General features: G+C 70.1%; 9 protein-coding genes and 2 pseudogenes. 6 read left to right on the forward strand and 5 right to left on the reverse strand.

Translation table 11 applies throughout. From position 1 onward, the window contains the following. Positions 1 to 682: 682 nt before the first annotated feature. Positions 683 to 1,213, reverse strand: a complete 531-nt coding sequence (locus tag ACZ4WH_RS43510; protein ID WP_468191743.1) for a GNAT family N-acetyltransferase — start codon at positions 1,211 to 1,213, stop codon at positions 683 to 685. Between the two features lie 366 nt (positions 1,214 to 1,579). On the opposite strand from ACZ4WH_RS43510, the gene ACZ4WH_RS43515 reads away from it, so the two are divergent. The 3 genes from ACZ4WH_RS43515 to lpdA all read left to right on the forward strand — a co-directional run bounded on the left by ACZ4WH_RS43515 (position 1,580) and on the right by lpdA (position 5,066). Then, on the forward strand, positions 1,580 to 2,407 hold the full coding sequence (locus ACZ4WH_RS43515) for an enoyl-CoA hydratase/isomerase family protein (protein ID WP_468191745.1): 828 nt from the start codon (positions 1,580 to 1,582) through the stop codon (positions 2,405 to 2,407). A gap of 184 nt (positions 2,408 to 2,591) precedes the next feature. Next, a complete protein-coding gene (locus ACZ4WH_RS43520; protein WP_468191748.1) occupies positions 2,592 to 3,458 on the forward strand; it encodes an alpha/beta fold hydrolase in 867 nt (288 codons plus the stop codon). A gap of 207 nt (positions 3,459 to 3,665) precedes the next feature. Next, complete coding sequence (gene lpdA / locus ACZ4WH_RS43525) at positions 3,666 to 5,066, forward strand: dihydrolipoyl dehydrogenase (protein WP_468191751.1); 1,401 nt, start codon at positions 3,666 to 3,668, stop codon at positions 5,064 to 5,066. 52 nt (positions 5,067 to 5,118) lie between these two features. On the opposite strand, the gene ACZ4WH_RS43530 is transcribed toward lpdA, so the two are convergent. Then, positions 5,119 to 5,610, reverse strand: coding sequence for a MarR family winged helix-turn-helix transcriptional regulator (locus ACZ4WH_RS43530; RefSeq protein ID WP_468191754.1), 492 nt, complete (start codon positions 5,608 to 5,610; stop codon positions 5,119 to 5,121). A gap of 30 nt (positions 5,611 to 5,640) precedes the next feature. Between ACZ4WH_RS43530 and ACZ4WH_RS43535 the strand changes: the two genes are divergently transcribed. The 3 genes and pseudogenes from ACZ4WH_RS43535 to ACZ4WH_RS43545 form a co-directional block, all read left to right on the forward strand. Continuing rightward, entirely contained in the window at positions 5,641 to 6,423 is a 783-nt protein-coding gene (locus ACZ4WH_RS43535) for an isochorismatase family protein (RefSeq protein ID WP_468191759.1), read from the forward strand. A 152-nt stretch (positions 6,424 to 6,575) separates the two neighbouring features. After that, positions 6,576 to 6,929 (forward strand): annotated as a pseudogene (locus tag ACZ4WH_RS43540) (NADP-dependent oxidoreductase); the annotation flags it as partial. A 99-nt stretch (positions 6,930 to 7,028) separates the two neighbouring features. Then, positions 7,029 to 7,615: pseudogene (locus ACZ4WH_RS43545) on the forward strand (3-oxoacyl-[acyl-carrier-protein] synthase III C-terminal domain-containing protein); the annotation flags it as partial. A gap of 184 nt (positions 7,616 to 7,799) precedes the next feature. On the opposite strand, the gene ACZ4WH_RS43550 reads toward ACZ4WH_RS43545, so the two are convergent. From ACZ4WH_RS43550 to ACZ4WH_RS43560, 3 genes are all read right to left on the reverse strand, one after another. Then, positions 7,800 to 8,066: a hypothetical protein gene (locus tag ACZ4WH_RS43550; protein WP_468191766.1), complete on the reverse strand. Its 267-nt coding sequence runs from the start codon at positions 8,064 to 8,066 to the stop codon at positions 7,800 to 7,802. Between the two features lie 185 nt (positions 8,067 to 8,251). Continuing rightward, the gene (locus ACZ4WH_RS43555) at positions 8,252 to 9,274 is read right to left on the reverse strand and encodes a zinc-binding alcohol dehydrogenase family protein (protein WP_468191762.1); all 1,023 of its coding nucleotides are present in this window, start codon (positions 9,272 to 9,274) and stop codon (positions 8,252 to 8,254) included. Between the two features lie 164 nt (positions 9,275 to 9,438). Then, entirely contained in the window at positions 9,439 to 10,158 is a 720-nt protein-coding gene (locus tag ACZ4WH_RS43560; RefSeq protein ID WP_468191764.1) for a hypothetical protein, read from the reverse strand. Between the last annotated feature and the right edge of the window lie 122 nt (positions 10,159 to 10,280).

Here is a 10,280-nt window from a genome sequence, read left to right on the forward strand (position 1 = left end):
TCCCCCCCCCCCCCCCCCCCCCCCCCCCCCCCCCCCCCCCCCCCCCCCCCCCCCCCCCCCCCCCCCGCCTCCCCCCCCGCCCCCCCCCCCCCGCGGCACCCACACCTCGTACGCCGTCCATGAGCCGGGCGCGACGTCTCCGACGACGATCCGCGCCTGTCCGCAGCGTTGCGCGGTCTCCCGCGCCGTGAATTCGTACATGCGGGTGTGGACGAGCACCTCCCGGTGCTCGTGCCCAGGGGTGCGCGGCAGCGCGTGCCACCATGGACGCCGGTACACTCTCGGCGCGGTCGGCCTCCACGACGTCGTGACTCTCGACGGTGACGATCCGTGCCGAGTGAACGGACCGGGCCACCGGCCGACGACAAGGCCGGGTGACGCCCTCACGAGCCGGCCGCGCACTGCGCCCCGCCCTGCGGGCAGCCTGTCGATGTGCTGCCAGGCACGGCCAAGGGCTTCCTGTGTGTCCTAGGCCACATGGTGGTCGCCCATCAGCGCCTCGGCACAGGCGACTAGCGCGGGCCGGTGCTCGGCCAGCGGGGCTCCGATCCGGTACGTCGGAGTGCTGCCGGCGGTCGCTCCACCACCTGGTCACCCGTTGCACAGAGGACGCCCCCGCCCATGACGCCCCGGGCGTGCCGCCCGGGGCGGGAGACGGCCGAGGTCACACCGGCGGACCGCGTCAGGCCCGGGCATGGCCGTATGTGCCGCGCACGCGCCGGGGCGTTGCCTCCGCGGGCGCGGCCAGAACGTAGTGGACGAGGTTGCCGTCGTCCTCCGTGCCGCCCAGGGTGGCCGCCGGCTCGACGTGTGCGCCGAGCGAGGCACAGATGGCAGTCATGCGACAGTTGTCACGCGTCGTCACGACCACCGCTTGCCGAACGCCGAGGGACGGCGCCTGGGACAGTGTCCAACGCGCCAGGGCCGTACCGAGGCCCACCTCCTGCCAGTTGTCCTCCACAAGCAGGGCCAGCTCACCGCGACCATCGGTGCCGTCGTGTAACAGGTGGGTGGTGGCGACGACCACGTCGGGGCGGTTCACGGGGCTCGTCACCCAGCTCACACCCTGTCTGGTCAGACGGGCCCACTCGTGCTCGCGCAGGGCGAAACGTCCGGTCTGGTATCGACTGAAGAGCGTCGCTGGGGAGCAGCGGCCGTGCATGGCGTTCACCACCGCGAGATCCGCCGCCTCGGCTTGCCGGGTCATCGTCATCCGGCCCCAACGGGTGCGGATCCGATGGCCCGCGGGTCCGGCCGCACCGGTGGAAGGGGCTGTCAGCGCATCAGGTGTCACGGTGAGGTCCTGTATCGGGCGCAGGCGTCCGCGCCATGGTCGACATGTGAGGACAGTCCAGCGCGGAAATGAGCTGCCCGCTTCCGTCGAACGACTGCCGACGGGCGGAGGATGACTGACACCTCGGTCGGTGTACCGAGAAATGTGTGCCCTATCGGGCACCGTTGGCGTCCGGCACCGCCCCCGCCATGCCGACGGCCGTACTGTCATGGTCAGTCGACCGGTCTTGTGCGACAGGGCCGGTGTGCCCCTTCCTGCGTGCATCCTACGAACCGGGACTTCTCCATGTCGAACAGCGCAACCGCCTCCCCGCATGCTCCTGTGCGTGCCGAGCAGCAGAGCCCCGGGTACTGGAGGGTCACCTTCGACAATCCTCCCCTCAACCTCTACGAGCCCGAGGTGGAGTCCGCCCTCGGGAAGATCGTAGACCGGCTGGAGGCGGACCCCGCCGTCAAGGTGGCCGTCTTCGACAGCGCCGTTCCCGACTTCTTCATGGCACACCTGAACCTGGGCAGGGTCGCGGAGTTCGGGGAGGGCATGCCGGCCTGGTTCGACATCATCGGACGTCTCGGCAACGCCCGCTTCATCACGGTGGGTTTGCTGCGAGGCCGTGCGCGTGGCATCGGCAACGAGTTCCTGACCACGCTCGACGTACGGTTCGCCAGCCGGGAGAAGGCCGTGCTCAGCCAGCTGGAGATCGGCACGGGGATCATCCCGGGCTGCGGTGGCATCCAGCGCCTGGTGCAGCTCACCGGGCGGTCACGGGCCCTGGAGATCATCACCTCCGGTGAGGACTACGACGCCGACACGGCCGCACTGTACGGCTGGGTCAACCGCGCCGTCCCCGACGCCGAACTCGACGCGGTCGTCGACCGGTTCGCGCGGCGCATCGCCTCCTTCGACACCGACGCCCTCCGCGCGGTCAAGGAGATCGTCAACGAGGAGGCCCCGTTGCACAGCCCCGACGATCTGGCGGCCACCCACCAGCGCTTCGCCGGGCTGCTCGCCCGGGACTTCGTCCAGCAGCGCCTGAAGCTGTCGGCGAAGGCGAGCCCGGAGGTCATCTACGACCTGGAACTGAACATGGGCGAGCGCCTCGGTCCCCGCGACTAGTCCGGGCACCTCCGCCGCCGGCCCGTAGGGCCGCATGCCGGCGGACCGCGTGCTCTGGGGCGTACGCAGCGCTCCGCCCGCGAACCGGCGGGCGCGCACCGGGCCGCCGGGACGCCGGTCCGCGGCGTGCGGGCTCCCGCCTGACCTCCTCTTCCGCTCATCAGTGCTGAGAAAGGCGCTCACCATGGCCACCGAATCCACACACAGCCAGATCACGACGCCCAACCTCCATGTCGAGGCCGCCGACGGCGTCACCTATCGCTACCGCCGCTTCGGCCGCCCCAACACGAGCGATCTGCCGGTGGTCTGCCTGGCGCACTTCCGGGCCAACCTCGACAACTGGGATCCCGAACTCGTCGACGCCCTCGCCGCCGAGCGGGAGGTCATCCTGGTGGATCTCGCCGGGGTCGGCGGTTCCACCGGGACCACTCCGAACACCGTCGAGGAGATGGCGCACAACGCGATCGCCTTCCTGGACGCCATCGAGCTGCGCCGCTTCGACCTGCTCGGCTTCTCGCTCGGCGGTTTCATCGCGCAGGAGATCACCCTCTTCCGCCCGTGGCAGGTACGCCGGCTGGTCCTGGCCGGTACGGCGCCCCGGGGTGGCCGTGACATCCACCAGTACACGGCGGGCGCCATTCGCGAGGCGGCCTTCGACGACGCCCCCTCCGCCGGGAACCTGCTCACCCTCTTCTTCGAGAAGAGCGCGTCCAGCCTGGCCAAGGGCGTGGAGTTCCTCAAGCGCCTGGGTCTGCGCACCGCCGAACGGGACACCGCGACCGACCTGGCCGTCCGTGACGCGCAGCTGACCGCCATCTCCGCGTGGGGTGTGCGGGACGACTCGCGACTCCAGCGTCTGGAGTCCATCCAGCAGCCGGTTCTGGTGGCCAACGGCGACAACGACGAGATGGTCCCCACCAAGAACACCTATCTGCTGGCCGAACACCTGCCCAACGCGAAGCTGAGCATCTACCCGGACGCCGGTCACGGATTCCTCTTCCAGTACCCGGCCGAGTTCGCCGAAGAGGTGAACGCCTTCCTCGGCAGCTGACGGCCCTCGCTCAGCGAGCGATCCGGGCCCGCGCTCGCCCCGCGACCCATCCGTACCGCACGTATCCAGAATCGGGAACACCTCCATGCGCAGCCAGCCCCACGCCCGCCTCCGCGGTGGCACCGCCACCGGCCACGGCGAGCACACCACATCCTCCGTGGTCACCTCCGTGCCGTCGGCCGTGTCGAGCAGGAGGGCCGGCTGACCATGGGCGCACATTACGACGTCGTCGTCCTGGGGGCCGGTCCGGGCGGGTACACAGCCGCCGTCCGGTCGGCCCAACTGGGGCTGCGTACCGCGGTCGTCGAGGAGCGCTACTGGGGCGGGGTGTGCTTGAACGTGGGCTGCATCCCGGCCAAGGCGCTGCTGCGCAACGCCGAACTGGCGCACATCTTCACCCGCGAGGCCGAGACCTTCGGCATCGAGGTCGACGGCCAGGTGCGGTTCGACTACGGCGAGGCGTTCCGGCGGAGCCGGAAGGTAGCCGACGGCCGGGCCAAGGGCGTCAACTTCCTCATGCGGAAGAACAAGATCACGCAGTACGACGGGCGCGGTCACTTCACCGACGCCCACACCCTGAGGGTGACCAGCGCCGACGGCAGCGCGGAGACGGTCACCTTCGACCACTGCGTCATCGCCACCGGCGCCACCGCGAATCTGCTGCCCGGCACCCGGCTGAGCGAGCGCGTGGTGACCTTCGAGGAGCAGATCCTCGCCGAGGAGCTGCCGGACAGCGTCATCATCGCGGGCGCCGGCGCGATCGGCGTCGAGTTCGCGTACGTGCTGCACAACTACGGCGTCCGCGTGACCATGGTGGAGTTCGCGGACCGGCCGGCCCCGCTGGAGGACGAGGAGATCTCCGTGGAGCTGGCGCGGTGGTACCGGCGGCTCGGCATCGAGGTGCTGACCTCCACCCGGGTGGACGCCGTCTCGGAGGAGGCCGACAAGGTACGGGTCACCGTCACCCGCGGCGGTCAGCAGCAGGTCCTGGAAGCCGACAAGGTGCTCCAGGCGCTGGGTTTCCAGCCCAACGTGACCGGCTACGGCCTGGAGAACACGGGGGTACGGCTCACCGAGCGGGGAGCCATCGACGTGGACGGCCGGCTGCGTACCAATGTCCCCCACATCTTCGCGATCGGTGACGTCACGGCCAAGCTGATGCTGGCGCATGCCGCCGAGTCGATGGGCATCGTGGCGGCCGAGACCATCGGCGGAGCGGAGACGATGGAACTCGACTACGTCATGATCCCGCGTGTCACGTTCTGCAAGCCCCAGATCGCGAGCTTCGGGTGGACGGAGGCGCAGGCGCGGGAGCGCGGCTTCGACGTGCGGGTGGCGAAGTTCCCGTTCACCGCGAACGGCAAGGCGCAGGGCCTCGGTGACCCCACGGGCTTCGTGAAGATCATCAGTGATGGCACGCACGGCGAGCTGCTGGGCGCGCACCTCATCGGCGGGGAAGTCGCCGAGCTGTTGCCGGAGCTGACGCTGGCCCAGCAGTGGGACCTGACCGTCCATGAGGTCGCTCGCAACGTGCACGCACATCCCACGCTCGGCGAGTCGGTCAAGGAGGCCATCCACGGCCTGTCCGGGCACATGATCAATATGTGAGGTCGCGGCCCGGCCGGCAGGTGGTCCCGCCGGACGTGATTACGCCGGAAGGTCAGATGCAGGAACCGGAGACGGGCGCGGCGTCGGCGAAGGGACCGAAGGCCAGTTCACGCAGCAGCGTGACCAGAAGCCGGCGCTCCTGCGGCTTCAGGGCCGCCAGCAGCTCCCGCTCGGTCAGCGCGATCTCCTTCGCCGCACGGTCCGCCACGTCCCGGCCGCTCTCGGTCGCCTCGCACACACGTGTGCGCCGGTCACCGGCGGACGGGCGGCGGACGACGAGCCCGGCGCCCTCCAGACGGTCGAGCACCGCGGTGAGCGTGGTCTTGTCCAGCCCCAACTCCTTGCCGAGGGCGAGCTGACTGGTGGGCGTGCCCTCGGCGATGGTGCGCAGGACGACATAGTCCCGTACGCCGAGGCCGTGCCGGCGGGCCACCTCGTCCTGTGCGCTGCCGAGACCAGCCGCCACCCGGTGCAGCAGCCAGTTGAGGTCGGTGGCGAAAGGGTGCTCACCGCCGGTCTGTGCCGTGGACGTCGAGGATGCCATGGTCTGATCCTAACAGTGCTCCCAAGCCAGATGTTCCGGCCCAAGAACCTCTCAACCCAGAAGTTCCTTCACGAGAAGTTCTTGTCTCGGAATATCTCCGAGCGTAGCGTGTCCGGTGTGCCCAGGCCCATCGACACGTGTCGATCGGGTGTCGCCGGCATCCAGCAGAAGGGAACCGTCATGCCTGTCCTCAAGGCCGAGGAAGTCGTGGTCGCGATGATCGACCACGCTGTGGGCTTCGCCAACCTGTTCCGTTCGCACAACCTCGCCGAGCACGTCAACAGCTCTGTTGCTCTCGCGAAGACGGCGCTGGTCTACGATCTGCCCCTCGTCGTGACCAACGGCGCCGACACCGACCCGTCCGGGCCGCTGTTCGGCCAGCTCAAGCAGGTGCTGGGTGACAGGGAAGTCGTCGTGCGGAAAGGCAACTTCGACGCCTTCGCCACCGAGCGCTTCGCCGAGGCCCTGGCCGCGACCGGCCGCCGCAAGCTGCTGCTGTCGGGTCTGATGACGGAAGGGTGTGTGCTGCAGACCGCCATGTCGGGGCTGGAGCGGGGGTACGACGTCCATATCGTGGTCGACGCCGTCGCCGGTGAGACCCGGGAGATCCACGACGCGGCCGTCCAGCGTCTGGTGCAGGCCGGAGCGGTGCCGGTGACGTGGCTGTCCGTGGCGTCCGAGCTCCAGGGCACCTACGAGAACCTGGCGACCGTCGAAGGGTTCATGGGGCTCATGGCGGAGCATTCGCCGACCCTCGGCATGTATCTCCAGCACTACGGGGCCCTCCGGCCCGGTGGCGCCGCGGCCGCTTGAGGCAACCGCCGGCATCACACGCCGCCTGCCGCACAGCCTGGTCCCCGCTCTGCCGGCGTGGGTGCACCACGTGGTGAGGTGTGTCGGGCTCCTCTCGCCGAACGACCTCTCCGCCGTGGACGTATGCCGTCGGCGAATGCAAACATGCATGCATGAACGACACCACTCAGGTGTCCGCGACGATGAGCGCCTTCAGCCAGGACACACTCGGTGGCCCCGAGGTCCTCAAGCCCGTAAACCTGTCTAGCCGCGCCGTGGTCTGTGGTAGACACTTGTACACGTACACGCCACAAGTATGACCCCGGTCGATGTCACACGGTCGCGGCGGTCGGCCCTGGCGTGACCGTGCACCGGGGGGTGACGAGGTGTTCGGCATGCTGCCGTTCCCGCACGGCTCGGGTTCCTATGCCGAGTACGTGGTGGCCCCGGCCCGGCCATTCGTGCGCAAGCCGGAGCGCTTGGACCACGTGCAGGCCGCGGCGTTGCCCCTGGCAGGCCTGACGGCCTGCCGGTGTTCGCCCTGGAGGACGTGGCCGAGGCGCAGGCGAGCAGGCCGGGCACGGGCAAGACCGTCCTCGTGGTGCCCTGACTGCGGCGTCGCTCCCCCGTCGCCCGTCTGCTTCGGGCTCGACAACGCCTGCGCGGGTTCCCGCACCGCCCTCACCCGCGCCGAGCACGCCATACGGGCCGGCGCCGCCCGGCACGCCCTGTCATCGGCGCCGAGATGATGTCGGACCTCGTGGACTGGACCGACCGCAGCACCTGCATCCTGCCGGGTGACGGTGCCGCCGTGATCAGCCGGACGGACCGGGCCGGCGGTGGCATCGGCCCGGTCCGTCCGGGGTCCCGACCCCGGGCGCGGTGACGCGGTGCGGCTGGTGGGCTCCTAGCAGCCCCGGTTCACCCAGGAGGGCCAGACCGTGTTCCGCTGGGCCACCACCGAGTTGCCCGTCCTCGCCCGGGAGGCCTGCGACCTGGCCGGAATCGCCACCACGGACCTCGCCGGCGTGGACCCACCAGGCCAACCTGCGGATCGTCGAGTCGCCGGCCCGGCAGCTCGGCCTGCGCGACGATGTCGTACTGGCCCCTGACGTCGTCGACTCCGGCGACACGTCCTCCGAGTCCGTCCCCCTCGCGCTGTCGAAGCTCGAAGCTGGTCGAACGCGGCGAACTCCCGTCCGGCGCGCCGGTTCCGCGCACGCGGCGAAGGCCGGTGACGCCCGGGGCACCACCAAGGCTCGCCTGTTCGAGGGGGTTCTGGCCGCGTTTGGGGACACCGACGCCCCGTCGGCTGAGCCGGCGCACGGTGCACGCACTGCCGGGCCGCAGCGTGCTGGCGGGCTTCGTGCCCCGGCCCGTCAGGAAGCGTGGACGGGTCAGGCAGACGTCTTCACCAGTCCGGCCCGCTGCCAGTCGGTCACCTGCTCCTGCAGGAGCAGGTGAACCGCCGAGGCGTCGGTGTCCCACGCGTTCCCGAGCACCGCGGCGGCGGCCCGGACGTTCCCACCGTGCTGCCGCAGGGCGATCCACATGGCGCTGGCCTGGGGCGCGTAGATGTACGGAGCGCCCTGGGGCGACAACAACGTGAGCACCCCGTCCTCTGCGATGCCCGCAGTCACACCTGCTTCGATCACGATGTTCACGTCGTCACGAGTCCCTTTCCGGCGGCGCTTGCGCGAAGCACGCCTCAGGTGTCCGAAGCCGCTTCGCTCACGTTCTCCCATATGAGCTGACGACACCCGAGTCCGCCGTGGACGAGGCACCAACGTGCAACTCTCCTGCCCGAACCGCCACGACCGGGTGCGCGGCGACACGTCTTCCGGCTGCTTCAGAAGCCGGTGAGGGTGATCTTGCCGATGGCGGTGCCGGATTCCATGATGCCGTGGGCCTCCCGCAGATGCGCGGCGTTGACGGGGCCCAGGTCCCTGGTCGCGGTGCTGACCATGATGCCGGCGTCCACGAGGCGGGCCACCTTGGCGAGGATCTTGCCCTGCCGGTCCATGTCCGCGGTCCGGAACAGGGAACGGGTGAACATGAACTCCCAGTGGAAGCCGATGCTCTTCGGCTTCAGCAGGCCGACGGGCAGGTCCTCGATGTCGTCGACCGCGACGATCTGCCCGAACGGGTTGAGGGCCTCGGCGTAGGCGGCCAGGTGGCGGCCGGTCCCGGCGGTGCTGAAGACGTGGGCGATGCCGCTCGGGGCCACCTCCGCGAGCTGCGGCAGCAGCGCCTTGTGGTGGTCCACGATGTGGTGAGCGCCCATGCGGCGGGCGAAGTCGACCGTCTCCGGGCGGGACGCGGTCCCGATCACCGTCAGGTCGGTGAGCGCGTGGGCCAGTTGACCGACCACGGCTCCGACACCGCCGGCGGCCGCCGTCACCAGCAGTGAACCCGTCTCGCCGATCAAGTCGTGGTGCAGTCCGAGCCGCTCGAACAGGCCCTCCCACGCGGTGAGCGAGGTGAGGGGCAGCGCCGCCGCCTCGGTGAAGGTCAGCGTCGTCGGCTTCAGGGCGACGAGACGCTCGTCGACCGCGTGGTACTCGGAATCGGCACCCGGCCGGTCGAGCGCTCCGGCGTAGAACACCTCGTCACCGGGCTTGAAGTTCTCCACGTGGGAGCCGGTCGCGACGACCGTGCCGGCGGCGTCCCAGCCCAGCACCCGCTCACGGCCGTTCGGGTCCTGGTTCTTCCGGACCTTGTAGTCGACCGGGTTGACGGCGACGGCCTCGACCTGGACGAGCAGGTCCCGGGGCCCGGGTTCGGGGACGGGCAGCTCGACGTCGAGGAGGCTCTTGTCGTCGGTCACCGGCAGGGACGCGCGGTAGGCGACGGCGCGCATGGTGGTGGTCATGTCGCTGGGTTCTCCTGGTCGGACGGGTCTTGGTGGGGGCGGTGCCGTTCGGGCGGCTGGGAGGCCCCGGATTGTGTTGCCCGGTACCGGGGCACGCCTCCGTGCACCGGTCCGCCGCGGTGACGCCCGTCTCGACCGGGGCCACCGCGGCGGAGGTGCGCCGGTCAGGACACCGCGATGTTCTCGAGCCGGACCGAGACGACGAGCGGGTCCGGGATCTTGTGGCCGTTGTCGTCGCGGCTGTAGATCATCCGTGTGGTGGGGATGACCAGGCCGGAAACCTCCTGGTGGCCGGAGATGTAGTGCGCGGCGGGGGTGTTGCCGGCGATCTCCACGCTGTAGTCGCGCCGGCGGATCAGACCCTGCGCGTCGACGTACACGGTCTGCTCGGTGCTGAGGGTGGCGATGCTGTCGGGGAAGGTGATGTGCAGGCGCCGGAACTTCTCGCCGTCCTCCGTCCACGGATCGATCTCTTCCGTCCGCACGCCGGGGTAGGTGAGCGAGAGCGGCTCGGCGAGGTACGTCCACATGGCGCTGCCGGAGAAGTAGGCGAGCTGGAGCCTGGTCCACGGCGTCATCAGGTCGTGGCCGGCGAAGGACGCGCGGGGATCGGTCAGCTCCTCGATCACGTTGCCGTCGGAGTCCTCCACGGCCACGCGGTCGGCGGAGAACGCCGTGTGGTGGTCGGGGTGGAAGAACGGCTTCTGGGTGACGTACTCGCGGCGCAGGTCGACGGTGACGTCGACGTCGTTGAGGGCGCCGGGGTGGCCCTTCATGCCCCACAGGGCGCCGCCGAAGAACTGCCGGGCGGTGATCCGGCCGGCCTCTTCCCAGCGGGAGCGCCCGCCGTAGGCGTCGAAGATGGTGCTGAGCAGGTCGGACATGGTGTTCTCCTGATGATGTGGCGGGGATCAGCCGAGGAAGGCGTTGACGTCCTTGGCGGCTTCGGCGGGGTACTGGAACAGCGAGGCGTGGGCGGCGTCGGGGTAGATCCGGATCCGGGCGT

This window comes from Streptomyces sp. NPDC029138, assembly GCF_055564375.1.

Bases quoted from the DNA above. Each gene is read 5' to 3' on its own strand.
- ACZ4WH_RS43510 (WP_468191743.1), bottom strand. From the start codon at position 1,213: ATGACGATGACCCGGCAAGCCGAGGCGGCGGATCTCGCGGTGGTGAAC.
- ACZ4WH_RS43515 (WP_468191745.1), top strand. From the start codon at position 1,580: ATGTCGAACAGCGCAACCGCCTCCCCGCATGCTCCTGTGCGTGCCGAG.
- ACZ4WH_RS43520 (WP_468191748.1), top strand. From the start codon at position 2,592: ATGGCCACCGAATCCACACACAGCCAGATCACGACGCCCAACCTCCAT.
- lpdA (WP_468191751.1), top strand. From the start codon at position 3,666: ATGGGCGCACATTACGACGTCGTCGTCCTGGGGGCCGGTCCGGGCGGG.
- ACZ4WH_RS43530 (WP_468191754.1), bottom strand. From the start codon at position 5,610: ATGGCATCCTCGACGTCCACGGCACAGACCGGCGGTGAGCACCCTTTC.
- ACZ4WH_RS43535 (WP_468191759.1), top strand. From the start codon at position 5,641: ATGTTCCGGCCCAAGAACCTCTCAACCCAGAAGTTCCTTCACGAGAAG.
- ACZ4WH_RS43555 (WP_468191762.1), bottom strand. From the start codon at position 9,274: ATGACCACCACCATGCGCGCCGTCGCCTACCGCGCGTCCCTGCCGGTG.
- ACZ4WH_RS43560 (WP_468191764.1), bottom strand. From the start codon at position 10,158: ATGTCCGACCTGCTCAGCACCATCTTCGACGCCTACGGCGGGCGCTCC.